Here is a 25885-nt window from a genome sequence, read left to right on the forward strand (position 1 = left end):
GCCCGGGGGTGCCGTACGGGGTCCCGATCACGGCACGCGGACCTCCCCGGGCTCCCGCGGGGCGAGCAGGACGTCCATCAGGCGGTGCAGCCGGGGCGAGGCGACCAGTTGCTCCAGCGTGACCGGGACGCCCTCCGCGTCGGCGATCGGCAGCCGCCAGTTGGGGTACTGGTCCCAGGTGCCCGGGAGGTTCTGCGGGCGGCGGTCGCCGACGGTGTCGGGCAGCCAGATCCCGGTCATCCGGGCGGGCGTGCGCAGCAGGAAGCGGTGGACGGCCTGGACGGCCGCCTCCTCGTCGGCGCCGCCCTCGATCCCGGGAAGCGCAGCGCCCCCGGGGAGCAGCCCGAGCCGGGTGAGCAGGGCCAGCCACTCGGCCGTGTCCGCGCCGTCCTCCCTCAGCTCCTCGTCCAGGGGGCGGGTGAGCAGGCCGAGGCGGTGGCGCAGCGTCACATGGTCGCCGGTCAGCCGGGCGGCGGTGGAGGGCAGATCGTGGGTGGTCGCGGTGGCCAGGCAGTCCCGGCGCCACCGCTCGGGCGCCAGGGGGCGTCCGTCGCCCGCCCAGTCGCGCTCGAACCAGAGCACCGAGGTGCCGAGGACGCCGCGCCGGGCCAGCGCCTCGCGGACGCCGGGCTCGACCGTGCCCAGGTCCTCGCCGACGACGACGGTGCCGGCCCGGTGCGCCTCCAGGACGAGGACGGCGAGCATCGCCTCCGCGTCGTGCGCGACGTAGGTGCCCTCGGTGGGCGGGCGGCCCTCGGGCACCCACCAGAGCCGGAACAGGCCCATCACATGGTCGATGCGGAGGGCGCCCGCGTGGGCGAGGGCGCCGCGCAGGAGGCCGCGGTACGGGGCGTAGCCGGAGGCGGCGAGGGCGTCGGGGCGCCAGGGTGGCAGCCCCCAGTCCTGGCCGCGCGCGTTGAACGCGTCCGGGGGCGCGCCGACGGACATGCCGTGGGCGAAGGCGTCCTGCTGGGCCCAGGTGTCGGCGCCGCCGGGGTGCACGCCGACCGCGAGATCGTGGACGACGCCGACGGCCATCCCGGCTTCCCGGGCGGCCCGTTGGGCGTCGGCGAGCTGGGTGTCGGTCAGCCAGGCGAGCCGGCAGTGGTGGTCGACCCGGTCGAGCAGTTCGGCGCGGGCGCGGGCGGTGGCGTCGGACCGGGGGTCGCGCAGCCCGTCCGGCCAGCCGTGCCAGTCGGGGCCGTGCACCTCGGCGAGCGCGCACCACAGGGCGTGGTCCTCCAGGGCACGCCCCTGGGCGGCGAGGAAGTCGCAGTACTCGGCGTGCCGCCCGGGCGTGAGGGGCACCGCGAGGATCAGGTCGAGGGCCTGCCGCTTGAGCGCCAGGACGGCGTCCCGGTCGATGAGGGCGCCCTTGTCCAGGACGGCTTCCCGCAGCTCGGCGCCCTTGCGGCGCAGCGTGTCGAGCGCGGCCGGGTCGGGCACGTGCCCGTACTCCGGGACGGACTCGACGCGCAGGTGCACCGGGTCGGGGAAGCGCCGCGATGACGGGCGGTAGGGCGAGGGGTCGGTGGGGTCGCCGGGCACCGCCGCGTGCAGCGGGTTGACCTGGACGAAGCCGGCGCCGAGCCGGCGGCCGGACCAGGAGGCGAGGTCGGCGAGGTCACCGAGGTCGCCCATGCCCCAGGAGCGGGCGGAGAGCAGGGAGTAGAGCTGGACGAGGAAGCCGTGGGTGCGGGCGGGCGGCTGCGGCGCCCGGGCCGGGGCGACGACGAGCGTGCAGTCCTGGGGCTCGCGGTCCGGCGCGTGGGCGGTGAGCCGGTGCACGCCGAGCGGGGGCTCGGCCCACCAGCGGGGGACGGCGGGGGCGCTTCCCGGACCGGCCGGATGCCCGCCCGCCGGGGCGGCCCCGGGGGTCTTCGGATCAGGCTCCCCGGCGGGCACCCGCAACCTGGCCGGTTCCGCCTGCTCGTCGCCCTCCTCCAGCCGGAAGGCCAGCTCCGTGCCGGGCGGCAGCCCGGTCAGCGCGGGTGGCAGCGGTTCGCCGGACCACACCACCAGCGTCTCCGGGAGGAGCCGGGTGCGGGCGGCCGACTCGGCGGCGGCGAGGGCGTCGCGTACCGCTTCGGGCGTCGTGGCGTCGACGCCGAGCGCGCCGAGCACGGCGACGACCGTGGTCTCGGGGACGGGCTCGGTGACACCGGCGGACGGGGAGAAGGCGGTGGCGACGCCGTGCAGTGCGGCGAGCCGGGACAAGCCCATTCAGACTCCTGGGGACTCCGTGCCCCATGCGCAGCCGGACGCGGCCGGTTCGCTGGTCAGCGGGGCGAGGACGGCGAGCGGCGGCTCGCTGGTCAGGGGGGTGGCCTCGGCGAGCGGGGGCTCGCTGGTCAGGGGTATGGCGTCGGCGAGCGGCGGTTCGCTCGTGAGCGGGCCGGGCAGGGTGGCGGGGCAGGCGCTGATCAGCGGGGCGGGACCGGATGCCTGTTTGGAGAGGGCGGAGAGCGGGCGCTGCGCGATGGCGGGCATGGTGGCCTCCTGGCCGTGGAGAACAGGACAGTGACGGCCTACCCAGCGGGCGCCGCCGCAGACGTAGGCGTGACAACAACGAGTTCAACGTGCTCCGGGTCACATTCCGTTCCCGCAGGGCCCGTTGCCCGCAAGACGTTCGCCTTTTTCGGCCATTCGGCGCTGTCTTTCGCGTAGGGCCCCGCCGCACGCGCCCCGTTCATCACACCGGTCACATCAGGGCATTTCCGTACCGAACGCCTCGCGCATTGACACCCTCGCGCGCGGGGTGGTGGGCTCGGTACCCACTGGTGGGACGAGGGGAGAGACAGGGATGCGGCTCAGTGGGAGGACGCGGGCGACGGCCGTCGCCGTGGCCGTGCTCGGCGGGCTGCTCGCCGCCGGGGCCCCGCCCGCGCTCGCCGCTCCCCCGGACCCGGCGACCAGGCCGGCGGCGGACCGGAGCCGCGCGGCGGACGCCGCCCTCCCCGCCGTGTGGCCGCGCCCGCAGACCATGGAGGCGGCCGGGCGCGCCGTCGCCCTGGGCCGCGAGGTCACCCTGATCGCGGACGCGGAGGCCGACCCGTACGCCGTAAAGGCGCTGCGCGCGGTCCTGGAGGACGCCGGGGTGCGCACGGTCCACGAGACGCTGCCGGGCGCCGGCCCCGTCCTGCGGCTGGGCGGCGACGGGGCTGCGGACGCGCTCCGCGCCCTGGGTGCCCCGGCCCGCGCGGATCTGCCGGCGGGCGGTTACCGGCTGGCTTCCGGGCGGGTCGCGAAGCGCGACACCGTGGCCCTGGAGGGCGTCGGCGAGGACGGGCTGTTCCACGCGGTGCAGACGCTGCGCCAGCTGGTCCGGGGCGGGAGGATCGCCGGGGTCGCCGTCCGGGACTGGCCGGCCACCGCCGTACGCGGGCTGACCGAGGGGTTCTACGGGCAGCCGTGGAGCCAGGAGGAACGGCTCGCGCAGCTCGGCTTCCTGGGGCGCACCAAGCAGAATCGCTATCTGTACGCGGCGGGCGACGACCCGTACCGCCAGGCCCGCTGGCGCGACCCGTACCCGGCGGCACGGAAGGCCGGCATCCGGGCGCTGGCCCGACGGGCCGCGGCCGAGCATGTGACGCTCGGCTGGGCGGTCGCGCCGGGCCAGTCCATGTGCCTGTCCTCGGACCGCGACCTCAAGGCGCTGGCGCGGAAGACGGACGCGATGTGGGACCTGGGGGTGCGGGCCTTCCAGGTGCAGTTCCAGGACGTCAGCTACAGCGAGTGGCACTGCGCGGCCGACGCGGACGCCTTCGGCAGCGGCCCCCGGGCGGCGGCCCGGGCGCAGGCCCGTGTCGTGAACGGCGTGGCCCGCCACCTGGCGGAGCGGCACCCGGACGCCCTGCCGCTGTCGGTGATGCCGACGGAGTACTACCAGGACGGCGCGACCGCGTACCGCACGGCGCTCGCGCGGGAGCTGGCGGAGGGGGTCGAGGTCGCCTGGACGGGCGTCGGAGTCGTGCCGAGGACCATCACCGGCGGTGAACTGGCCGAGGCGCGTGCCGCGTTCGGGCACCCGCTGATGACCATGGACAACTACCCGGTCAACGACTACGCGCAGGACCGGATCTTCCTCGGCCCGTACACCGGCCGGGACCCGGCGGTGGCGTCCGGTTCGGCGGCGCTGCTGGCCAATGCGATGGAGCAGCCCGCCGCCTCCCGCATCCCGCTCTTCACGGCCGCCGACTTCGCGTGGAACCCGAGGGGCTACGACCCCGCGAAGTCCTGGGAGGCCGCGATCGACGACCTCGCGGGCGGCGACGGCCGGAGCGCCGACGCGCTGCGGGCGCTCGCGGGCAACAGCGCGGGCTCCGTGCTCGGCTCCACCGAGTCCGCGTATCTGCGGCCGTTGATCGCCGCGTTCCGCACGGCGTACGCGGACGGCGACGGCAAGGCGTTCGACGCGGCGGCGGACCGGCTGCGGGAGGCGTTCGGCGGGATGCGGGCGGCCCCGGCGCGGCTCGCGGACGTCGCCGGCGGGCGGCTCGGGGCCGAGGTCCGCCCGTGGACCGCGCAGCTGTCCCGCTACGGCCACGCGGGCGAGCTGGCCGTTGACCTGCTGCGCGCCCAGGCCCGGGGCGACGGGGCCGCCGCCTGGCAGGCCTCCCTGGCGCTGGAACCGGTCCGCGAGGACATCGCGGCGGGCGGCGCGAAGGTCGGCGAGGGCGTCCTCGACGCGTTCCTCGACCGGGTCCGCGAGGAGGCCCGCTCCTGGACCGGCACGGACCGGCCGGGCGGCGAGGTGTCCGAGGCCCCGGGCAGCTACACGGTGCGGCTGGACCGGGCCCGCCCGCTGGAGGCGGTCACCGCGACGACCGTGCCGGACGACGGCGCGGCGGCGGGCGCGACGGTCCAGGCGCACGTTCCGGGCGAGGGGTGGCGCGCGCTCGGCCCGTTGTCGGCGAGCGGGTGGACCCAGGCGGCGGGCGAGGGGGTGCGGGCCGACGCGGTCCGGATCAGCTGGCCGGCCGCGACCCCGCTGGCGGGCGGTGCCCCGCCCCTGATCATCCCGCCGCTGGCCGGCGCGTCCGTCCGCGCGGGGACCGCCCCGGACGTGCGCTCCCTGGTGCCCTGGTTCGGCGACGAGCCGGCCGCCCGGCTGGACCTGGCGCGCGGCGAGACGGACGCGGTCATCGGCGGCGGGGCGCAGGAGGTCCGGGCCCGGCTGTCCGGCCGGCGCCCGGCCGAGGTGCGCGGGCGGCTGACCGCGAAGGCGCCCGAGGGCATCGAGGTCCGGGTGCCGAAGCGGACGACCGTGCCGCGCGGGGCGCGGACCGAGGTCCCGGTGGAGATCACGGTCCCGGAGGACACCCCGGCCGGCGAGTACGAGGTGCCGTTCGCCTTCGGGGACGAGCGGACCACCCTGACCGTGCGGGCCTACCCGCGTACCGCCGGGCCCGACCTGCTGCGCGGGGCCGCCGCCTCCTCGTCGGGCGACGAGACCGCCGATTTCCCGGCGTCCGCCGCGTCCGACGGCGACCCGGAGACGCGCTGGTCCTCACCGGCCGAGGACGAGGCGTGGTGGCAGGCGGAACTGCCCGCCCCGGTCCGCCTCGGCCGGGTGGTGCTGCACTGGCAGGACGCGTACCCGTCGCGCTACCGCGTCCAGGTGTCGTCGGACGGCCGCTACTGGCGCACCGCCGCGACCGTCCGCGAGGGCCGGGGCGGCCGCGAGTCGGTGCGGATGGACGCGCAGGACACCCGGTTCGTGCGGGTCGTGGGCGACGAGCGGGCCACGAAGTACGGCATCTCGCTCTGGTCGGCCGAGGCGTACGCGGTGGCGGAGGACGACTGACGGGGCACGGCGGCGGGGCGGGCCACGGCAGGCCGGGGCCCCGGTGCGGCGGACCGCCCCGGGAAGCACGCGGGCCCGGTCTCAGGCGGAGACGCCGTCGATCCGGGCCATCGCGTCGTCCGCGCCGAACGGTTGCAGATAGGGCAGCCAGCGCGGGTCGCGGTGCCCCGTGCCGATGATCCGCCAGGCCAGTCCGGTCGGCGGGGCGGGCTGCTGGTGCAGCCGCCAGCCGAGCTCGGGCAGATGGCGGTCGGCCTTGACGTGGTTGCAGCGGCGGCAGGCCGCCACCACGTTGTCCCAGGCGTGCAGGCCGCCCCGGCTGCGCGGGATGACGTGGTCGACGCTGGTCGCCGCGGCCCCGCAGTACATGCAGCGCCCGCCGTCCCTGGCGAACAGGGCCCGCCGGGTCAGCGGCACCGGACCGCGGTAGGGGACGCGGACGAACCGCTTGAGCCGGACGACGCTGGGGGCCGGGACGGCCCGGGTTGCACTGTGCATGAGGGCGCCGGACTCCTCAAGACAGATGGCCTTGTTCTCGAGGACGAGGACGAGTGCGCGGCGGAGCGGTACGACGCCGAGCGGCTCGTACGACGCGTTGAGAACCAGGACATGCGGCACGGATGCCTCCTTGTACGCCGGCGGCGCGTGGCTCGCGCCGGGACGATCTCCGCTCTCAGTCTCCCCTCACGCCTGGTCGAAGCGCCACCACGTGCGGGTAACGGGCCGGAAGGAATTTTTCCCGCGGTCGTGCCCGGCGGCACCCCGGCCGCCCCCGCCCCCTTATCCGTTCCATATCTCCGGGTGAGCCGTGTCTCTCCCCCCGTTCACGGAAACGGAGCACGGGTGATGCCCCGTTAGTGTGGTTGTTCAGCGCTCTTCCGCTCAGCGCTCGCCCCTGGAGGTTTCGCCGTGTCCCTGTCCGCCCTGTTGGCCGCAGCCCCGTCACCGGAGCCCGGCGGCTCGCTGGACGAAGCCGCGAGGCAGGCCGGAGACGCCGCGGGCTGGGTGGAGGAGAACTGGTCCACCTGGCTGAACACGGGCCTGCGGATCATCCTCATCGCGGCGGTCGCGGTCGTGCTGCGCATCGCGGTCCGCCGCGCCCTGACCAAGCTCATAGAACGGATGAACCGCAGCGCGCAGGCCGTGGAGGGCACCGCGCTCGGCGGTCTCCTGGTCAACGCGGAGCGCCGCCGCCAGCGGTCGGAGGCGATCGGCTCGGTGCTCCGTTCGGTGGCCTCGTTCCTGATCCTGGGCACCGCGGCCCTGATGATCCTGGGCGCGTTCCAGATCAACCTGGCCCCGCTCCTCGCCTCCGCCGGGGTCGCCGGCGTCGCGCTCGGTTTCGGCGCCCGGAACCTGGTCACCGACTTCCTCTCGGGGGTCTTCATGATCCTGGAGGACCAGTACGGGGTCGGCGACCAGATCGACGCGGGCGTCGCCTCCGGCGAGGTCATCGAGGTGGGCCTGCGCGTCACCAAGCTGCGCGGCGAGAACGGCGCGATCTGGTACGTCCGCAACGGCGAGGTCAAGCGGATCGGCAACCTCAGCCAGGGCTGGTCCACGGCCAACGTGGACGTCCAGGTACGCCCCACGGAGGACCTGGAGAGGATCCGTGCCGTCATCACCGAGGCCGCCCAGGAGATGGCCAAGGAGGAGCCCTGGACCGAACGCCTGTGGGGCCCGGTCGAGATCCTGGGGCTGGACACGGTGCTGATCGACTCGATGACGGTCCGGGTGAGCGCGAAGACCATGCCGGGCCAGGCGGTCGGCGTGGAGCGCGAGCTGCGCTGGCGCATCAAGGTGGCGCTGGACGCGGCGGGCATCAGCATGGTGGCGGGTGCCCCGGAGGACGCGCCGGAGGCCGATCCCACGGCGGGGATGGCCGCCCCCTCGGCGTACGCGTCGGCGACCTCCCCGCAGTCGCTGGCGACGACCCCGATCCCGCCGCCGAGCACCACGAAGTAGCCGGCCCGGCCGGGGACCCGAGCGGTCCCCGGCCGTCGTCGTTTCCCGGCCTGGTCCGGGCCCAGGTAACGCTTTGGTTGCCACCGGCGGTCAGGTCATTGACGCCTCAGCGGCCCGGGCCCTACGTTCCTCTCACCGAATAGGAAACTTTCCTAACAGAGGGGCTGGTGCAACGCTCATGGCCGGAAACACGCCGGGCACCCCCAGGGTGCTGCGTGCCATGAACGACCGCGCCGCCCTCGATCTGCTCCTGGAGCACGGCCCCCTGTCGCGGACCCGGATCGGGAAGCTCACCGGGCTCTCCAAGCCCACCGCCTCCCAGCTGCTGGTGCGCCTCGAAGCCGCGGGACTGGTCGTCGCCACCGGGACCGCCGCCGGGCGTCCCGGCCCCAACGCCCAGCTGTACGCGGTCAACGCCTCCGCCGCCCATGTCGCCGGGCTCGACGTGAACACCCACCGGATCGTCGCCGCCGTCGCCGATGTGACCGGCGAGACGGTCGGGGAGTTCGAGCTGCGGACCCCCGGGCGGCGCGCCGACAGCGTGGTGCGGGAGGTGACCGGGGCGCTGGACGGCGCGGTGGCGGCCGCCGGGCTGACCCGGGCCGACGTGCACCGGGTGGTCATCGGCACGCCGGGCGCCTTCGACCCGAACACGGGCCGGCTGCGCTACGCCTCGCACCTGCCGGGCTGGCACTCCACCACGCTGCTCGACGAGCTGGCGGCCGTGCTGCCGATGCCCGTCGAGTACGAGAACGACGTCAACCTCGTCGCGGTGGCCGAGCAGCGGCGCGGCGCGGCCCGGGGCCACGGCGACTTCGTGCTCCTGTGGAACGAGGAGGGGCTGGGCGCCGCACTCGTCATCAACGGCCGGCTGCACCGGGGCTTCACCGGGGGCGCCGGTGAGGTCGGCTTCCTGCCGGTGCCGGGGGCGCCGCTGGTCCGCCAGGTCACCAAGGCCAACGCGGGCGGCTTCCAGGAGCTGGCGGGCGCCCAGGTGCTGGCGCGCCTGGCCCGGGAGCTGGGCATCGAGGACGCGCCGGCCTCCGGCACCCATCACGAGATCGCCGCCGAGCTGGTGGGCCGGGCCGCCGAGGCCGTGGAGCGGGGCGAGGGCGGGCCGTACGCCACGCTGCTCGACCGGTTCGCCACCGGCCTCGCGACCGGCCTCGCCTCCCTGGTCGCCGTCCTCGACCCGGAGATCGTCGTGCTCTCCGGCGCGCTGTTCTCCCGCGGCGGGGAGCAGCTGCGCGTCCGGGTCGCGGCCGAGCTGGCCGAACTCGCCGCGTCCAGGCCCCGGCTGCTCGCCGGGGACGTCACCCACCGGCCCGTACTGCGCGGCGCGCTGGAGAGCGCGCTCGCCACCACCCGCGACGAAGTGTTCGACACCTCGCGCTGACCTTCCACGTCACCTCTTCCCCCGCACACCCCGTCCCTGACCGACACCCTTCACCGGGAGACACCACCATGTCCGGAAACCGCCGGAAGCCGGCCGTCGCACTCGCCGCGACCGCCGCGATAGCCCTGTTCGCCTCCGCCTGTACCGGCCAGAGCGGCTCCGGGGCCGACGATGACGCGTCCAAGGAGACGACCATCACGTTCTGGCACGGCTGGAGCGCGCCGGGCGAGGTGAAGGGCATCGAGGCCACGATCGCCGCCTTCGAGAAGGCCCACCCCAACATCCACGTGAAGGTCGTCGGCAACATGACCGACGACAAGATCAACCAGGCGCTGCGCGCCGGCGGGTCCAAGGCGCCGGACGTGGTCTCGTCGTTCACCACGAACAACGTGGGCAAGTTCTGCTCCTCGAAGGCGTTCGTGGACCTCAACCCGTTCCTGAAGAAGGACGGCATCGACCCCGAGGCGACCTTCCCGAAGGCGATGAACGAGTACACCCAGTTCGACGGGGTGCGCTGCACGGTCCCGCTGCTGGGTGACGCGTACGGGCTCTACTACAACAAGGACGCCTTCGAGAAGGCCGGGATCACGGACCCGCCGAAGACCTGGTCCGAGTTCGCGGCCGACGCCGAGAAGCTGACGAAGGCCAAGGGCGACACGTACGAGCAGCTGGGCTTCATGCCGACGTACCACGGCTACGAGGCGACCACCGAGCACTACCTCGGCGGCTGGAACCCCGCCTACTTCGACGCGGACGGCAAGTCGAACATCGCGAAGGACCCGGCGTTCGCCGCGATGCTCACCACCCAGAAGAAGCTGGTCGACTCGCTCGGCGGCTACGCGAAGCTGGAGAAGTTCCGTACCGGCTTCGGTGACGAGTGGGGCGCCAAGCACCCGTTCCACACCGGCCAGGTCGCCATGCAGCTGGACGGCGAGTGGCGGCTCGGCATGGCCGAGGACGCTAAACCCGGGTTCGAGATCGGGGTGGCCCCGATGCCGGTCGCGGACGACGAGGCCGACACCTACGGCAAGGGCTATCTGACCGGCACCATCGCGGGCATCGCGGCCACCTCCGGCAAGCAGAACGCCGCCTGGGAACTGGTCAAGTTCATGACGACCGACACCGACGCGGTGGTGAACTTCGCCAACGCCATCCACAACGTGCCCTCCACGCTGGCCGCGCTGAAGTCGCCGAAGCTGAAGTACGACCCGCGCTTCAAGACGTTCCTGGACATCGCCGCGAACCCGAAGTCCACCACCACCCCGCCCTCGGTGAACGGCGGCGCGTACCTGACGTCCCTGCAGAACCTCGGCTACGACGTCGAGAAGGGCAAGCAGAAGGACGTCAAGGCGGGGCTGGAGCGGACCGCCAAGGAGATCGACGCGGCGATCGCCCAGGCGAAGTAGAGCCGCCACGATGAGCACGTACACACTCCGTTCGAAGCGCCGCAGGTCGGCGCTTCGAACGGCGGCCTTCATGTCGCCCTGGCTGATCGGGTTCTGCGTCTTCTTCGCCTACCCGCTGATCTCCACGGTCTACTTCTCGTTCACCCACTACGACGGTTTCGCCGCCCCCGAGTTCAGCGGCTTCAAGAACTGGACGTACGTCTTCGAGGACTACCCGCTGTTCTGGCCGGCGCTGCGCAACACGCTGTGGCTGGTCGTCGTGATGGTGGCCTGCCGGGTGGTCTTCGGACTCGGCGTCGGGATGCTGATCACCAGGATCAAGACGGGCACGGGTGTCTTCCGGACGCTGTTCTACCTGCCCTACCTGGCGCCGCCGGTCGCGGCCACGCTGGGCTTCGTCTTCCTGCTCAACCCCGGGACCGGGCCGGTCAACTCGATCCTCGGCGATCTGGGGATGGGCACGCCCGGCTGGTTCACCGACGCCACCTGGTCCAAGCCGGCGCTGACCGCGCTCGCGGTGTGGGGGGTGGGCGACCTGATGGTGATCTTCATGGCCGCGCTGCTCGACGTACCGAAGGAGCAGTACGAGGCGGCGGAGCTGGACGGGGCGACCGCGTACCACCGGTTCCGGTACGTCACGCTGCCGAACATCTCGCCGATCATCATGTTCGCCGTGGTGACCGGCATCATCCAGACGATGCAGTACTACACCCAGCCGCTGGTGGCCGGGAAGGTCGCGTCCGGCGTGATGGGCGGCTCGGGCCAGCAGTTCGAACCCGGCTATCCCGACAAGTCGACACTGACGCTTCCGCAGCTGGTCTACAACCTCGGTTTCCAGCGCTTCGACTACGGCTCCGCCTGCGTGGTCGCGCTCGTACTCTTCGTCCTCGCCATGGCGTTCACCGCACTGCTGATGCGGCGCCGCAGCGGACTGATCCAGGCAGGTGAGTGACATGGCGCAGGTTCTCCACACCCCGACGGCGGCGGGCGAGCCCGTCTCCCCCGCCCAGCGCGTCGCGCGCCGCAAGGCGCTGCTGAACTGGATCGCCGTGCACGCGCTCGGCGTGGCGGCGGCCCTCTTCTTCGTGCTGCCGTTCGTCTTCCTCGTGCTCACCTCGCTGATGAGCGACCAGCAGGCCCTCACCCGGGACCTGTGGCCGCACCCCTTCGAGTGGGCCAACTACACGAGGGTGTTCGACACCCCGGGCTTCCTGACCTGGTGGCGGAACACCCTGCTGTACGCGGGTCTCGGCACCGTCCTCACGGTCGTGTCCTCGCTGCCCGTGGCGTACGCGCTCGCCAAGTTCCGCTTCCGCGGCCGGCGTCTGTCGCTGATGCTCGTCATCTCGATGATGATGCTGCCGCCGCAGGTCGTGGTCATCCCGATGTACCTCTTCTGGGCCAAGCAACTGGACCTGTCCGGCACGCTCTGGCCGCTGATCATCCCGATGGCCTTCGGCGACGCGTTCTCCATCTTCCTGCTGCGGCAGTTCCTGCTGACCATCCCCGACGAGTACCTCGACGCGGCGAAGGTCGACGGCTGCGGCGAACTGCGCGCCCTGCTGCGCGTGGTGGTGCCGATGGCCAAGCCGGGAATCGCCGCCGTCGCCCTCTTCCAGTTCTTCTACGCCTGGAACGACTACTTCGGCCCGCAGATCTACGCCTCCGAGAACCCGGGCGCCTGGACACTGAGTTACGGACTGGAGTCCTTCAAGGGCGCGCACCACACCGACTGGAACCTGACCATGGCCGCGACCGTTCTGGTCATGGCCCCTGTGATCGTCGTCTTCTTCTTCGCTCAGAAGGCATTTGTCGAGGGCGTCACACTGACCGGAGTAAAGGGCTGAACCATGAAGCTCGCTGTAGTGGGTGGCGGGTCCACCTACACCCCCGAACTGATCGACGGATTCGCCCGGCTGCGTGACACGCTGCCGGTCGAGGAGCTGGTCCTCGTCGACCCGACCGCCGACCGGCTCGACCTCGTGGGCGGCCTCGCCCGGCGGATCTTCGCCAAGCAGGGCCACCCGGGCCGCATCGTCACCACCTCGGACGTCGACGCGGGCGTCGCCGGAGCGGACGCCGTCCTGCTCCAGCTGCGCGTCGGCGGCCAGGCCGCCCGCAACCAGGACGAGACCTGGCCCCTGGAATGCGGCTGCGTCGGCCAGGAGACCACCGGGGCCGGCGGCCTCGCCAAGGCGCTGCGCACCGTCCCGGTCGTCCTGGACATCGCCGAGCGGGTCCGGCGGGCCAACCCGGACGCCTGGATCATCGACTTCACCAACCCGGTGGGCATCGTCACCCGCGCCCTGCTCCAGGCCGGGCACAAGGCCGTCGGCCTGTGCAACGTGGCGATCGGCTTCCAGCGCAAGTTCGCCCGGCTGCTCGACGTGGCCCCCGGCGAGGTGCACCTCGACCACGTCGGGCTGAACCACCTCACCTGGGAGCTGGGGGCGCGCCTCGGCGGGCCGCAGGGCGAGGACGTGCTGCCCCGGCTGATCGCCGAGCACGGCGACGCCATCGCGGACGACCTGCACATGCCGCGCGCGGTCGTGGACCGGCTCGGCGTCGTCCCCTCGTACTACCTGCGGTACTTCTACGCGCACGACGAGGTCGTCCGCGAGCTCGGCAGCAAGCCCTCCCGGGCCGCCGAGGTCGCCGCCATGGAGAAGGAGCTCCTGGCCATGTACGGCGATCCGGCGCTGGACGAGAAGCCCGCGCTGCTCGCCAAGCGCGGCGGCGCCTTCTACTCGGAGGCCGCCGTGGACCTGGCGGCGGCGCTCCTGGGCGGCGGCGGCTCGGCGCACCAGGTGGTCAACACGTACAACAACGGCACCCTGCCGTTCCTGCCGGACGACGCGGTGATCGAGGTCCAGGCGAAGGTCGACGGCTCCGGCGCCACGCCGCTCGCCGTGCCCACCCTGGACCCGCTGTACGCGGGGCTCATCGCCAACGTCACGGCGTACGAGGACCTGGCGCTCCGGGCCGCGCTGCACGGCGGCCGGGAACGGGTGTCCAAGGCGCTGCTGGCGCACCCCCTGATCGGCCAGTTCGAGTACGCCGAGGCGCTGACCGACAAGCTGATCGCGCACAACCGGGAGCACCTCGCGTGGGCGTGAACGGTTCCGTCCTCGCGATCGACGCGGGGAACAGCAAGACCGATGTGGCCCTCATCGGTGCGGACGGCACGGTGCTGTCCACGGCCAGGGGCGGCGGGTTCCAGCCGCCGGTGGTCGGTGTGGAGGCGGCCGTCGACGTGCTCGGCGCGGCGGTGGAGCGGGCGTTCACCGAGGCCGGGGCGGACGCCGGGCAGGTCGCCCATGTGTCCGCCTGCCTCGCCAACGCGGACCTGCCGGTCGAGGAGGAGCAGCTGACGGCGGCGCTGGCCGCGCGCGGCTGGGGCCGGACCGTCGAGGTGCGCAACGACACCTTCGCGATCCTGCGGGCCGGGATCGACGAGCCGCGCGGCGTGGCCGTGGTGTGCGGCGCGGGCATCAACTGCGTCGGCATGGTCCCGGACGGGCGCACCGCGCGCTTCCCGGCGATCGGGCGGATCTCCGGTGACTGGGGCGGCGGTTCGGGGCTGTCCGAGGAGGCGCTGTGGTTCGCCGCGCGCGCCGAGGACGGCCGCGGCGAGCCGACCGAGCTGGCCCGGACGCTCCCCGCGCACTTCGGGCTCGGCTCGATGTACGCGCTGATCGAGGCGCTGCACCTGGGCCGCATCGCGCCGGAGCGCCGGCACGAACTGGCCCCGGTGCTCTTCGCGACGGGAGCGGCCGGCGACCCGGTGGCGCGGGCCCTGGTGGACCGGCTGGCCGAGGAGGTCGTGGCGCTGGCCTCGGTCGCGCTGACCCGCCTCGGGCTGCTGGACGAGGAGGCTCCGGTGCTCCTCGGCGGCAGCGTTCTGGCGGCGCGCCATCCGCGGCTGGACGACCGGATCCGCGAACTCCTGGCGGCGCGGGCCCCGAAGGCGGTGGTGCGCGTGGTGCAGGAGTCACCGGTCCTCGGTGCGGGGCTCCTGGGCCTCGACCACACGGGCGCGGCGCCGGAGGTGCACGCGAGGCTGCGGGCGCGGTACGCCTGAGTGGCCGCCCGTCAAAGGCGCCCCGTAGCCTGCTGGTTGCGGGGCGCCTTGCGCATTCGGGAACCGATCGGTCGTCTGGGACGTGTTGTTGATGGGGAGGGCGGTCCGCGGGGGATCGTGCCGTTCGCCTTGATCAACGGCGCCGGTCTTGATCGAATGCGGTGGACCGCGGCCGGTCACGGCCGGCCGCTGCGTGGTCCGGTGTCCGATCCAGGCGTTCTGGATGTGGGTGCCGGTCCCTGAGGCCATACTTCTGGCCGGGCACCAGTCCCCCGATCGGCCGGGGGGCGGGCCGTCGTCAGTGACCGAGGGGGAGGTCGAGTGACACACCCGCCGAGTGCGCGTGAGGCGCCGCGAGGTGCCCTGGGGCAGCCGCCCGCGCCGGAGGCCGTGCCCGCGCCCGTGCCGCAGCAGCCGAGCACCCGGGCCGCCGTCGCGGGGCGGCTGCGTGCGGCCGCGACCACCGAACCGGGCCGGCTGCGCGTCATCGGGGCCGTCCTGGCGCTCCTGGTCCTGGCGTTCGGGGCGGTGACGGCGCTCCAGATCAGCAACCGGGCCGCCTCCGCCGACGACGTGGTGGAGCGCAGCCAGCCGCTCAGCGCGGACGCGGCGGGCATCTACCGCTCGCTCGCGGACGCGGACGCGGCGGCGGCGAGCGGCTTCCTGGCCGGGCCGCAGGAGCCGCGCGCGGTGCACGAGCAGTACGTGAAGGACATCGAGGAGGCGTCGCGGCTGCTGGTGAAGGCCGCGGCGAACACGGACGCGGCCACGGCGTCCGGCCGCGAGATCACCACGCTCAACGAAGGGCTCCCCCGCTACACGGGCCTGATCGAGCGCGCCCGCGCCAACAACCGGCAGGGGCTCCCGCTGGGCGGCGCCTACCTGCGGTACGCGAACCAGACGATGTCCGGCGAGCTGCTGCCGGCCGCCGAGCGGCTGTACGCGGCGGAGACCGGCCGGCTCGGCGAGGACCAGAGCTCCGCGCGCGGGTGGCCGCTGCTCTCGCTCGGCGCCGGAGTCGTCGCGCTGGCCGTGCTGGTCTGGGCGCAGCGCCGCAACTACCGCAGGACGAACCGGGTGTTCAACCACGGCCTGCTGGCCGCGACGGCCGCGACGGCGGTGCTGCTGCTGTGGCTGGCGGTCGGGCACACGGTGGCCAGGTCCGGTCTGGCCGAGGCCGATTCGCACGGGCAGCGGCCGATGGACGTGCTCAACCGGGCGCGCATCGACTCGCTGAAGGCGCGCGCCGACGAGAACCTGACGGTGGTCGCCCGGGGTGCGGTGCTCACCGCGGACGGCAAGAACGACAAGTACGAGACCGACTACACGGCGGGGATGAAGGCGCTCGGCGAGGAGCTGGCCGCGGCGGCGAAGCTGTCCGAGGACACCGGGGACGGCGAGGGCGGCAAGCCGGTCGCCGCGGCGGCCGGGGCGGTCGAGGAGTGGCAGGGCCGGCACCGTACGGCCCGGAAGACCGACGACGCCGGGGACTACGAATCGGCCCTGGAACAGATCATCGGCCAGGAAGACTCCACGGGCGAGTCCTTCAAGAAGGTGGACGACGCGTTGCGCGACGCCCTGGCGCATGAGCAGGACGACTTCACCCGGGCCGCGCGGGACGGCCGCGGCGCCCTGGGCGGCCTGCCCGTCGGCGCGGCGCTCCTGGCCGTACTGGGCGCGGTCGCGGCGATCGTCGGGGTCAACCGCAGGCTCTCGGAGTTCCGGTGACAGGGGGAGCGATGACAGCGAAGAACGCGAAGGGCATCGGCCGGCTGCGCGGCTGGGGCGGGGTGACCGCGATGGCCGCCGCCTGCGCGCTGACCGCGTCGCTGACCCTGCTGCCGCTGTCCCACCCGGGCGACGACGTCTTCGGCCCCCAGGTGACGGGGCCCGGCGCGGCGCACGCCCTCCAGGCGAAGGCCGACGCCTGCACGGACCCGGAGGCCAGCCTGCGGCCGGGCGAGGCGGACGGGGACGCGATCCGCAAGATCAAGGAGCGCGGCAAGCTCATCGCGGGCGTCGACCAGAACAGCTTCCAGTGGGGCTTCCGCAATCCGGCGACCGGTGACCTCGAAGGCTTCGACATCGACCTGGTCCGCGCTCTCGCGAAGGACATCCTCGGCGACGGCGGCAAGGTGGTCTTCCGGGCGATCCCGACCAACCAGCGCATCGCCGCGCTGGAGAACGACAAGGTCGACGTGGTCGTGCGGACGATGACGATCAACTGCGCCCGGCTGAAGCAGGTCTCGTTCTCCACGGCCTACTTCCAGGCGGGCCAGCAGGTCCTCGCCGCGAAGGAGGACCGCTCGATCACCGGTTTCAACTCCACGCTGGCCGGCAAGCGCATCTGCACCGCCGAGGGCTCCACCGCGTACGAGGCGCTGGAGAAGGAGTCGTTCGGCTCGGTCTTCAAGGACGAGCACGACGGCACGGCGGCCGACGAGGACCGGCTCACCGTCCCGAACCAGCTGGACTGCCTGGTACGGCTCCAGCTGGGCGAGGTCGACGCGGTCGTCACGGACAACGCACTGGCCGCCGGACAGGCCGCCCAGGACCCGGCGGTCGAGCTCAAGGGCGACCCGTTCACCACGGAGTACTACGGCGTGGCCACGAAGAAGGGCGCGGACGACCTGGTGTCCCGGGTCAACGAGGTCCTGGTCGACTACCGGGCGGGCGGCGCGGACAGCCTCTGGATGAAGTCGTACCGCGCCTGGCTCCAGGAGGGCCTGCCGGGGGTCCAGGGCCCGCCGGAGCCGAAGTACCGGGACTAGGGCGGCCCCGCCCTGCGGGCGGCGGCACTGATCCCGCGGGGCCCAGGCCCGGCGGGGAGAGCGGAGAGGTGATCGATGGGCGTCGCTGGCCCCTTCCCCAGCTACGCGGCCCGGCCGCCCGGTCCGGTCATGGACCGGGACGAGGCCGACCGTGCGCTGTCCCGGCTCGGCGCGGAGCACGAGGCGATCGAGACCTCGCTCCTCGCCCTCCAGGACCACGCGGGCCGCAGGCTCCTGGAGGGCGCCGAGCTGTCCGGTGTCACCAGGGAGCGGTGGGCCGTCACCGAGCGGTCGGTCACGCTGCTGTGGAGCTACTTCGACACGTACACGGGTGTGCTGAACCGGGCTCGTGAGGTGCGGGCCAGGCGCCGCCACCCCAACCGCGATGACCTGACGGTCCTGACCGAGCTGCTGCGCGGCCAGGGCGTCACCGTGGCGCACTCCGCCGCCGGGCACGACCCGTCCGTCAGCGGACCGGCCCGCCTCTCCGAGCGGTTCACGCTGGAGGAGCTGGTCTCCCGGATGAACGGCCTGTACGCGAGCGCCCTGGACATGGTCGTGGCCTCGGACACCGTGTGGTCGGCGATGCCCGCCCGCATAGACCTCCTCGCCGCCGAACTGCGCCGCACGCACTCGCTGGCGCACTCGGTGGGCGTCCGCCCCGGTGAGCACCCGGCGGGCGACGAGCTGGAGGCGATCACCGCGGAGCTGGCCACGCTGCGGGCGCAGGTGATCTCGGACCCGCTGGCGTTCTGGCTGCCGGGGCCGGGGAGCGCGGCGCCCGGCGGCGGGCGCCCCGACACGACGCGCTACGACCGTGCCGCCCGGGCGCTGGAGGAGGTGCGGCGCGAGGTCGAGGCGGTGCTCGCCGTACGGCAGGACGCCGAGCAGCGGCTGGTGCACCTGCGCGACGTGCTGTCCCGGGCCGACCGCACGCTGGCCGAGGCCCGGGTGGCGCGCGGCGAGGTGCTGGCCAAGATCGCCGCGTCGGAGGTGCCCGTGGTCAACGGACCGCCGACCGCCCTCCAGGAGCGGCTGGCCGCCGCCTCGGAGTACCGCAGGCACGCCCGCTGGCACCGCCTCTCGCCGCTCCTGGAGACCCTGGAGCGGGAGGCCGAGGAGGAGCTGCTGCGGGCCCGCGAGCAGCTGACGGCGGTGACCGCGCCGCTGGCCGTCCGGGCGGAGCTGCGCGGCCGGCTCGACGCGTACAAGGCGAAGGTGGCCCGCAACGGCCTGGCGGAGGACCCGGTCCTGATCGAGCGGTACGACGCGGCGCGGCGGATGCTGTGGAGCGCGCCGTGCGATCTGCGGGTGGCGGCGCAGGCGGTGCAGCGCTATCAGGACGCGGCGCTGGAGCTGCTGGGCAGAGGTGACGGGCCGTCGTGGCGGCGGGACGAAGAGGGGGAACGGACATGAGTACGCAGTGCCAGCGCCCCGCGTGCGAGGGCAGTTACGAGGACATGGGCGGCGGGGAGCTGTACTGCGACACCTGCGGTCTGGCTCCCGTCGTCTCGCCCATGGGGTCTCCCCTGTTCGAGCGAAGCCGAGAACTTGGGGATGGCATGGTCAGCTCGCCGCCCACCGGGGTGGCGGGCGGCGGCCGGGGGTCCAACAGCTCGTCTGCGCGCAGCAGTTCGCAGTCCTCGTCGCGGGCGTCCTCACGCTCCTCGTCGCGTTCGTCGACCTCGCGGCGTTCGGTGTCGGGGCGGCTCTCGCGGTCGTTGTCGCTGTCCGGCCGGGCCGGCACCCACTCGGTGTCGGTGCGCTCGTCCGCCAGGTCGACCAACGCCTCGGGCCGCAACCGGCTGGGCGCGGGCCTGGTGCAGGTGCCGGACGTGCCGCGGCCCGATCCGCGTACGGCCGTGATGGAGAACCCGGAGGTGCCCGAGCGCAAGCGGTTCTGCTCGCGCTCCGACTGCGGGGCGCCGGTGGGCCGGGCCCGGGGCGACCGGCCGGGCCGCACCGAGGGGTTCTGCACCAAGTGCGGCCACCCGTACTCGTTCGTGCCGAAGCTGGAGGCGGGCGACGTCGTCCACGGGCAGTACGAGGTCGCGGGCTGCCTGGCGCACGGCGGGCTCGGCTGGGTCTACCTCGCGGTGGACAAGGCGGTCTCGGACCGCTGGGTGGTGCTCAAGGGCCTGCTCGACACGGGTGACCAGGACGCCATGGCGGCGGCGATCTCGGAGCGGCGGTTCCTCGCGGAGATCGAGCACTCCAACATCGTCCGCATCTACAACTTCGTCGAGCACCTGGACCAGCGGACCGGTTCGCTCGACGGCTACATCGTCATGGAGTACGTCGGCGGCAAGTCGCTCAAGGAGATCGCCAACGGGCGCCGCACGCCGGCCGGGAAGCGCGATCCGCTGCCGGTCGAGCAGGCGTGCGCGTTCGGCATCGAGGCCCTGGAGGCCCTGGGCCACCTGCACAGCCGCAACCTGCTCTACTGCGACTTCAAGGTCGACAACGCGATCCAGACCGAGGACCAGCTGAAGCTCATCGACATGGGCGCGGTCCGCCGGATGGACGACGAGGAGTCGGCGATCTACGGCACAGTCGGCTACCAGGCGCCCGAGGTCGCGGAACTGGGTCCGTCGGTCGCCTCCGACCTGTACACGGTGGCCCGCACGCTCGCGGTGCTCACCTTCGACTTCCAGGGGTACACGAACGTCTTCGTGGACTCGCTGCCGGACCCGGACAACATCGAGGTGTTCCGGACCTACGAGTCGTTCTACCGGCTCCTGGTGCGCGCCACCGACCCCGACCCGGCCCGCCGGTTCGCCTCGGCGGCGGAGATGGCCGAGCAGCTGACGGGTGTGCTGCGCGAGGTGGTCTCGCTCCAGACGGGACGCCCGCGCCCGGCGCTGTCCACGCTGTTCGGCGCGGAGCTGCGGGTCACCGACACGGAGCTGTTCGCGGACGGTTCGGGCGAGGTGTCGCGCCTGGGCGCACGGGCCGCCGCCGGGTCCGCGGGCCGCTTCGGCCGCCGCCGGAGCGGAGCGGGCGCCCCGGTGCCCGCCGCCGCGACCCCGCCCGGGGGCATACCGGGCGCGCTGCCCGCCGGGCCGCCTCCCGTCCCGCCCACGGGTGCCGCACCGGTGCCCTCGGCCGCCACCCATGTCCGTACGCCGGGCGGCCCGGGCACCGGCTCGGGCCCCCTGCCGTACGCGCCCGCCGCGAGCGTCCCCGCTCCGCGCAGCCCGGTCCCCTCCCCCGCCGCCGCACCGGTGCCGGCGGGCGCGGGGGCGCCCCGGCTGGCCGGGCTCGACGTGCGGGGGACCTCGCTCGCGCTGCCCGTGCCCCGGGTCGACGCGAGCGACCCGAACGCGGGGTTCCTGGCCGGGGTGATGGCGTCGGCGCCCGCCGAGCTGATCGCCGCGTTGCAGGCGGTGCCGGCCGCCTCCCTGGAGACCCGGCTGCGCGAGCTGCGCGCCTACCTGGAGATGGGCGACCTCGGCGCCGCCGCGACGACCCTGGCCGCGCTGGAGGGGCAGCACGCCGACGACTGGCGCGTCGTCTGGTACCGGGGCCTCACCTCGCTGGTGACCGGCGACAAGGAGAACGCCGCGCTGTCGTTCGACGCGGTGTACGACGCGTTCCCCGGGGAGCCCGCGCCGAAGCTGGCGCTGGGCATCTGCGCGGAGGTCCTCGGGCAGCTGGACAACGCCGCCGAGTACTACCGGCTGGTGTGGCTGACCGACCCGAGCTTCGTGAGCGCGGCCTTCGGTCTGGCCCGGGTGCAGATCGCGGCCGGTGACCGGGGTGCGGCGGTCCGGACGCTGGAGTCGGTGCCGGAGGCGTCGATCCACTACACGGCCGCCCGGATCGCCGCCGTCCGGGCCCGGCTGCGTGAACGGGCCCCGCAGGAGCCGCTGATGGCCGACCTGACGGCCGCTTCGGCCCAGGTGTCGGCGCTGTCGGGGCTGGGGCTCGACGCGGTCCGGCGGGAGCGGCTCTCGACCGAGGTGCTGGGTACGGCGCTGGACTGGGTACTCTCCGGTAGCCCTTCGGGCCCGTCGCCGGCCGGGACACCCGGCCCGGGGACGCTGCTCGGCAGCGAGCTGGACGAGCGCGGACTGCGGTTCGGCCTGGAGCGTGCGTACCGGATGCTCGCCCGGCTCGCGGAGCCCGGGGCCGAGAGGATCGAACTGGTGGAGCGGGCCAACCGCTTCCGCCCCCGAACGTGGGTGTGAACATGTCGCAGAACCACCAGGAGACGGCCTTGCCGAGGTGCCCCGGCTGCGAGGAGCCGCTGGAGCGGGGCGACCTGTTCTGCGGCGCCTGCGGGTACGACCTGTCGGCCGTGCCCGAGCCGCCCCGCGACCGCCCGACGGTCGCCATCGCCACCCCGGGAGCGGTGGCCGCGCCGGGGACCCGTCACGACGGGCCCGGCGCCTCCGGCGACTTCGAGCTGGCCGCCCCGGGCGCGGCGCCCGATCCCCGTACGGCCCCGGAGCCTCCGCAGGCTCCCGCCCCCGCCCCGGCCCCGGTCCCGGCGGCCGGCGGCAAGGTGTGCGTGGCCTGCCGGGCCGGGCGGGTCGACGGCGACGGCTACTGCGAGAACTGCGGCCACGCGCAGCCGCGCGAGCGCGACCACATGGAGCAGGAGCTCGGTTCGGTCGCCGCGGTGAGCGACCGGGGACTGCGCCACCACCGCAACGAGGACTCGTTCGCGGTGTCCACGACGGCTCTGCCGGACGGCTCGGCGGCCGTCGTGGCGATCGTCTGCGACGGGGTGTCGTCGGCCAGCCGGCCCGACGAGGCGTCGGCGGCGGCGGCGAGCGCGGCCAACGAGTCCCTGCTGGAGTCGCTGCCGCGCGGCACACATCCGCAGCAGGCGATGCACGAGGCGATCGTGGCGGCCTCGGAGGCGGTCGACCGGCTGGCCCAGGAGCCCGGCGGCCCGGAGCGCGACGCGCACCGCCACCAGAACTCCCCGGCGTGCACCCTGGTCGGCGCGGTCATGGCGAGCGGCCTGCTCGTCGTCGGCTGGGTCGGCGACAGCCGCGTGTACTGGGTGCCCGAGGACCGCTCCACCGCACCCGCCCGGCTCACCGAGGACGACTCGTGGGCCGCGCAGATGGTGGCGACGGGCCTGATGAACGAGGCGGAGGCGTACGCGGACGAGCGCGCCCACGCCATCACGGGCTGGCTCGGCGCCGACGCGTACGAACTGGAGCCGCACACGGCGTCGTTCAAGCCGGACCGGCCGGGCATCGTGGTGGTCTGCACGGACGGCCTGTGGAACTACGCGGAGTCCGCCGCCGAGATGGCCGCCGCGGTGCCCGAGGACGCGTACGCCCGTCCGCTGCACGGCGCCCAGGTCCTGGTCGGCCACGCCCTGGACGGCGGCGGCCACGACAACGTAACAGTGGCCCTGCTCCCGTTCGCCGTGTCACCCCAAGGGGCAGGCTCCGCCTGATGCCTGGGCGGTTTTCCGCCCTCCTACGCCTTTGTCCGTACCTCTGGCTTCATCCGAGACGTGGAGCCTCAAGGAGCCGATCAGATGGCCAACTTCTCCAAGTCGAACGTGCCGCAGTTCTCCGTCGAGGTGTACCAGAACGAGTTCCTGCCCGAGGGCGGCCGGGAGGTCAACGGCATCATCACGGTCACCTCGACCGGGGGCGGCACCACCGGGGGCGTACCGCTGCCGGGGCGGGCCGCCGGGGCCGCGGTGGTGATCATGGTGGACTGCTCGGGTTCGATGGACTACCCGCCGACCAAGATGCGCAACGCCCGCGACGCGACGGCGGCGGCCGTGGACACCCTGCGCGACGGCACCTCGTTCGCCGTGGTCGCCGGGACGCACGTGGCCAAGGAGGTCTACCCGGGCAACGGGCGGCTGGCGGTCGCCGACGCGCGGACCCGGGCCGAGGCCAAGGGGGCGCTGCGCCGGCTGAGCGCGGGCGGCGGCACGGCGATCGGGACCTGGCTGCGGCTGGCAGACCGGCTGCTCGGCGGGGCGGACGTGGACATCCGGCACGGCATCCTGCTCACCGACGGGCGCAACGAGCACGAGTCGCCCGAGGACCTGCGGGCGGCGCTCGACGCCTGCGCGGGCCGGTTCACCTGTGACGCCCGCGGGGTCGGCACCGACTGGGAGGTGAAAGAAGTCACAGCCATCTCCTCGGCCCTCCTCGGCACCGCGGACATCGTCGCCGACCCGGCCGGGCTCGCGGCGGACTTCACGCGAATGATGGAGAACGCCATGGGCAAGGAGGTCGCGGACGTGGCGCTGCGGCTGTGGACCCCGGTCGGCGTGGAGATCCAGTTCGTGAAGCAGGTGGCGCCCACGGTCGCCGACCTGACCGGCCGCCGCACCGAGGCGGGTCCCCGCGCCGGGGACTACCCGACCGGTTCCTGGGGCGACGAGTCCCGCGACTACCACGTGTGCGTCCGGGTGCCGGAGGCCGGCATCGGGCAGGAGATGCTCGCCGCCCGGGTCTCGCTGATCCTTCCGGACCCGTCGGGCGGGGTGCCGCAGACCCTCTCGCAGGGGCTGGTACGGGCGGTGTGGACGGACGACATGGTGGCGTCGACCTCCATCAATCCGCAGGTCGCGCACTACACGGGTCAGGCGGAACTGGCACAAGTCATCCAGCAGGGGCTCGATGCCCGCAAGTCGGGAGACTTCGACGGCGCGACGGCCAAACTCGGCCGGGCGGTGCAGTTGGCGTCGGCGTCCGGGAACGAGGACACTGCGAAACTGCTTTCGAAGGTGGTAGACGTCGTCGACGCGGCGACGGGTACTGTGCGACTGAAGGCGAAGGTCGCGGAAGCGGACGAGATGACTCTCGAAACGCGCTCCACGAAGACGGTTCGCGTCAAGAAATAACCACACATCCGCAACGAGCGGCCGCCCGCCGGTTCACGTCCGCCGGGCGGCGGAGCACGCCACATGACGGCCTGCGGGCCGGAGAAGGAGAGGGGGAAGCGCCGACATGCCGACCTGCCCGAACGGACACCAGTCGGGTTCCGAGGACTGGTGCGAGGTCTGCGGCCACCGCATGACCGGTGCGGGCGCGCCTGCGGGTGCGGTCCCCCCGCCGCCTCCCCCGCCGCCCGCCCACGGTTACGGCTACCCCCGGCCGCACGACCCGGACGCGACCGCCCAGGCCGAGCTGTGCCCGCAGTGCCGCACGCCGCGTGAGGCGATGGCGCCGTACTGCGAGGAGTGCCGCTGGAACTTCCTCACGAACACGGCGACCTCCTACACCCCGCTGGCACCCCGGCACAACCTCCCCGGTGACCCCGGCCCCGCCGGCAACCGCCCGCCGGGCTTCCCGGCGCAGCAGCCGCCGGGCCCGCCCCAGCCGCGCGACCCCTTCGACTACCAGGGCTCCCGCCCCTCGCAGGTGAACCGGTCCGCCGAACCCCTGTCCACGGGCCCCGGCCAGTCCGGCCACCAGGGCGGCCCGGGGCAGCCGCCGTTCGGCCAGGGCCCGCAGGGCGGCCCGCCGCCGTTCGGCCAGGGCGGCCCAGGCCCACAGGGTCCCGGCCCCCAGGGCCGGCAGGGCCCGCCGCCCCCGTACCAGCAGGGTCCGCAGGGCGGCCCGCAGGGCTCGCCGCCGCCGTTCCAGCAGCAGGGCGCCCCGCCCGCCTTCCAGCAGCAGACGGCGCCCCCGCCGGCCCCGCCGCACACCGACGGCGACGACTGGCTGCTGTCCCCGCCCTCGCGGCCCGCACCCCCGCAGGGCCCCGGCCCGCTGCCGCCGTTCCCGGGGCAGCAGGGACCCGGGCCGCAGGGACCCGGCCCGCAGCACGGCGGCCCTGGGCAGCACGGTCCCGGCCCGCAGCACGGTGGTCCCGGTCCGCAGCACGGCGGTCCCGGCCCGCAGCACGGCGGTCCCGGTCCGCAGCATGGCGGTCCCGGCCCGCAGTACGGCGGCCCCGGCCCGCAGCACGGCGGCCCCGGCCCGCAGCACGGTCCCGGCCCGCAGGGCCCCGGCCCCGGTCCGCAGGGCGGCCACGATCAGCAGCACGGTCCCGGACCCGGCCGGCCCCCGCTGTCCGACAACTGGACCGCGTTCATCGCGCCCGACCGTGCGTACTTCCTGGCGATGATGCAGCGCAGCGGCCCCGAGGCGACCGGGCTCAACCTGCCCGCGTACTCCCCGGAGCAGCAGCTCGCGCTCACCGGCGGGCAGATCACGATCGGCCGCCGCCGGCACAGCACGGGCGAGTCCCCGGACATCGACCTGTCGGTGCCGCCGGAGGACCCGGGCGTCTCCCACCAGCACGCCGTGCTGGTGCAGCAGCCGGACGGCAGCTGGGCCGTGGTCGACCAGAACTCCACCAACGGCACGACGGTCAACGGCGCCGAGGAGCCGATCCAGCCGTACGTCCCCGTCCCGCTCCAGGACGGCGACCAGGTGCACGTCGGCGCGTGGACGACGATCACGGTCCGCCGGGACTGACCAACGGCGCGCGGCGGAGCGGCCGGTGAGGAGGGAAGCCACTCAC

General features: G+C 74.1%; 19 protein-coding genes. 15 read left to right on the forward strand and 4 right to left on the reverse strand.

Features of this window, described 5'->3' with window-relative positions:
- Nucleotides 1–27 precede the first annotated feature (27 nt).
- On the reverse strand, nt 28–2223 hold the full coding sequence (gene malQ, locus ACN6LM_RS22570; RefSeq protein ID WP_445067190.1) for a 4-alpha-glucanotransferase: 2196 nt from the start codon (nt 2221–2223) through the stop codon (nt 28–30).
- Nucleotides 2224–2490, reverse strand: coding sequence for a hypothetical protein (locus tag ACN6LM_RS22575; protein ID WP_445067191.1), 267 nt, complete (start codon nt 2488–2490; stop codon nt 2224–2226).
- 313 nt (nt 2491–2803) lie between these two features.
- Between ACN6LM_RS22575 and ACN6LM_RS22580 the strand changes: the two genes are divergently transcribed.
- Nucleotides 2804–5806: a beta-N-acetylglucosaminidase domain-containing protein gene (locus tag ACN6LM_RS22580; RefSeq protein ID WP_445067192.1), complete on the forward strand. Its 3003-nt coding sequence runs from the start codon at nt 2804–2806 to the stop codon at nt 5804–5806.
- 81 nt (nt 5807–5887) lie between these two features.
- Here the strand turns inward: ACN6LM_RS22580 and ACN6LM_RS22585 are convergent, their stop codons facing one another.
- On the reverse strand, nt 5888–6424 hold the full coding sequence (locus ACN6LM_RS22585) for an HNH endonuclease (RefSeq protein ID WP_164399170.1): 537 nt from the start codon (nt 6422–6424) through the stop codon (nt 5888–5890).
- Between the two features lie 291 nt (nt 6425–6715).
- Here ACN6LM_RS22585 and ACN6LM_RS22590 point away from each other — a divergent pair, with 291 nt between their 5' ends.
- From ACN6LM_RS22590 to ACN6LM_RS22635, 10 genes are all read left to right on the forward strand, one after another.
- On the forward strand, nt 6716–7771 hold the full coding sequence (locus ACN6LM_RS22590) for a mechanosensitive ion channel family protein (protein ID WP_445067193.1): 1056 nt from the start codon (nt 6716–6718) through the stop codon (nt 7769–7771).
- A 178-nt stretch (nt 7772–7949) separates the two neighbouring features.
- Nucleotides 7950–9167 carry an ROK family transcriptional regulator gene (locus ACN6LM_RS22595; protein ID WP_445067194.1) on the forward strand — a complete coding sequence of 406 codons (1218 nt, stop codon included), beginning with the start codon at nt 7950–7952 and terminating at the stop codon, nt 9165–9167.
- Between the two features lie 68 nt (nt 9168–9235).
- Nucleotides 9236–10573: an ABC transporter substrate-binding protein gene (locus ACN6LM_RS22600; RefSeq protein WP_445067195.1), complete on the forward strand. Its 1338-nt coding sequence runs from the start codon at nt 9236–9238 to the stop codon at nt 10571–10573.
- 10 nt (nt 10574–10583) lie between these two features.
- Complete coding sequence (locus ACN6LM_RS22605) at nt 10584–11525, forward strand: carbohydrate ABC transporter permease (RefSeq protein WP_445067196.1); 942 nt, start codon at nt 10584–10586, stop codon at nt 11523–11525.
- Between the two features lies 1 nt (nt 11526).
- A complete protein-coding gene (locus tag ACN6LM_RS22610; protein ID WP_445067197.1) occupies nt 11527–12420 on the forward strand; it encodes a carbohydrate ABC transporter permease in 894 nt (297 codons plus the stop codon).
- Between the two features lie 3 nt (nt 12421–12423).
- A complete protein-coding gene (locus ACN6LM_RS22615) occupies nt 12424–13689 on the forward strand; it encodes a 6-phospho-beta-glucosidase (RefSeq protein ID WP_445067198.1) in 1266 nt (421 codons plus the stop codon).
- On the forward strand, nt 13680–14654 hold the full coding sequence (locus ACN6LM_RS22620; RefSeq protein WP_445067199.1) for an N-acetylglucosamine kinase: 975 nt from the start codon (nt 13680–13682) through the stop codon (nt 14652–14654). Before ACN6LM_RS22615 ends, ACN6LM_RS22620 begins: the two co-directional genes overlap by 10 nt.
- A gap of 402 nt (nt 14655–15056) precedes the next feature.
- A complete protein-coding gene (locus ACN6LM_RS22625; protein WP_445067205.1) occupies nt 15057–16382 on the forward strand; it encodes a hypothetical protein in 1326 nt (441 codons plus the stop codon).
- Between the two features lie 11 nt (nt 16383–16393).
- The gene (locus ACN6LM_RS22630) at nt 16394–17425 is read left to right on the forward strand and encodes a glutamate ABC transporter substrate-binding protein (RefSeq protein WP_445067200.1); all 1032 of its coding nucleotides are present in this window, start codon (nt 16394–16396) and stop codon (nt 17423–17425) included.
- A gap of 75 nt (nt 17426–17500) precedes the next feature.
- Nucleotides 17501–18841 (forward strand): hypothetical protein, encoded by a 1341-nt coding sequence (locus tag ACN6LM_RS22635; protein ID WP_445067201.1) that lies wholly within the window; start codon nt 17501–17503, stop codon nt 18839–18841.
- Between the two features lie 34 nt (nt 18842–18875).
- Here the strand turns inward: ACN6LM_RS22635 and ACN6LM_RS22640 are convergent, their stop codons facing one another.
- Nucleotides 18876–19319 carry a hypothetical protein gene (locus ACN6LM_RS22640; RefSeq protein ID WP_445067207.1) on the reverse strand — a complete coding sequence of 148 codons (444 nt, stop codon included), beginning with the start codon at nt 19317–19319 and terminating at the stop codon, nt 18876–18878.
- Here ACN6LM_RS22640 and ACN6LM_RS22645 point away from each other — a divergent pair.
- The 4 genes from ACN6LM_RS22645 to ACN6LM_RS22660 all read left to right on the forward strand — a co-directional run bounded on the left by ACN6LM_RS22645 (nt 19246) and on the right by ACN6LM_RS22660 (nt 25839).
- Nucleotides 19246–21615, forward strand: coding sequence for a tetratricopeptide repeat protein (locus ACN6LM_RS22645; protein ID WP_445067206.1), 2370 nt, complete (start codon nt 19246–19248; stop codon nt 21613–21615). The genes ACN6LM_RS22640 and ACN6LM_RS22645 overlap by 74 nt on opposite strands.
- A 2-nt stretch (nt 21616–21617) precedes the next feature.
- Nucleotides 21618–22844, forward strand: a complete 1227-nt coding sequence (locus tag ACN6LM_RS22650) for a protein phosphatase 2C domain-containing protein (protein WP_445067202.1) — start codon at nt 21618–21620, stop codon at nt 22842–22844.
- An 84-nt stretch (nt 22845–22928) separates the two neighbouring features.
- A complete protein-coding gene (locus ACN6LM_RS22655) occupies nt 22929–24257 on the forward strand; it encodes a vWA domain-containing protein (protein ID WP_445067203.1) in 1329 nt (442 codons plus the stop codon).
- A 106-nt stretch (nt 24258–24363) separates the two neighbouring features.
- Entirely contained in the window at nt 24364–25839 is a 1476-nt protein-coding gene (locus tag ACN6LM_RS22660) for an FHA domain-containing protein (protein WP_445067204.1), read from the forward strand.
- Nucleotides 25840–25885: the final 46 nt, after the last annotated feature.

The sequence above is a fragment of the Streptomyces sp. SAS_281 genome (assembly GCF_052542855.1).

Coding starts and splice junctions, on each gene's coding strand:
- malQ (WP_445067190.1), bottom strand. CDS start 2,223: ATGGGCTTGTCCCGGCTCGCCGCACTGCACGGCGTCGCCACCGCCTTC.
- ACN6LM_RS22575 (WP_445067191.1), bottom strand. CDS start 2,490: ATGCCCGCCATCGCGCAGCGCCCGCTCTCCGCCCTCTCCAAACAGGCA.
- ACN6LM_RS22580 (WP_445067192.1), top strand. CDS start 2,804: ATGCGGCTCAGTGGGAGGACGCGGGCGACGGCCGTCGCCGTGGCCGTG.
- ACN6LM_RS22595 (WP_445067194.1), top strand. CDS start 7,950: ATGGCCGGAAACACGCCGGGCACCCCCAGGGTGCTGCGTGCCATGAAC.
- ACN6LM_RS22600 (WP_445067195.1), top strand. CDS start 9,236: ATGTCCGGAAACCGCCGGAAGCCGGCCGTCGCACTCGCCGCGACCGCC.
- ACN6LM_RS22605 (WP_445067196.1), top strand. CDS start 10,584: ATGAGCACGTACACACTCCGTTCGAAGCGCCGCAGGTCGGCGCTTCGA.
- ACN6LM_RS22610 (WP_445067197.1), top strand. CDS start 11,527: ATGGCGCAGGTTCTCCACACCCCGACGGCGGCGGGCGAGCCCGTCTCC.
- ACN6LM_RS22615 (WP_445067198.1), top strand. CDS start 12,424: ATGAAGCTCGCTGTAGTGGGTGGCGGGTCCACCTACACCCCCGAACTG.
- ACN6LM_RS22630 (WP_445067200.1), top strand. CDS start 16,394: ATGACAGCGAAGAACGCGAAGGGCATCGGCCGGCTGCGCGGCTGGGGC.
- ACN6LM_RS22635 (WP_445067201.1), top strand. CDS start 17,501: ATGGGCGTCGCTGGCCCCTTCCCCAGCTACGCGGCCCGGCCGCCCGGT.
- ACN6LM_RS22650 (WP_445067202.1), top strand. CDS start 21,618: ATGTCGCAGAACCACCAGGAGACGGCCTTGCCGAGGTGCCCCGGCTGC.
- ACN6LM_RS22655 (WP_445067203.1), top strand. CDS start 22,929: ATGGCCAACTTCTCCAAGTCGAACGTGCCGCAGTTCTCCGTCGAGGTG.
- ACN6LM_RS22660 (WP_445067204.1), top strand. CDS start 24,364: ATGCCGACCTGCCCGAACGGACACCAGTCGGGTTCCGAGGACTGGTGC.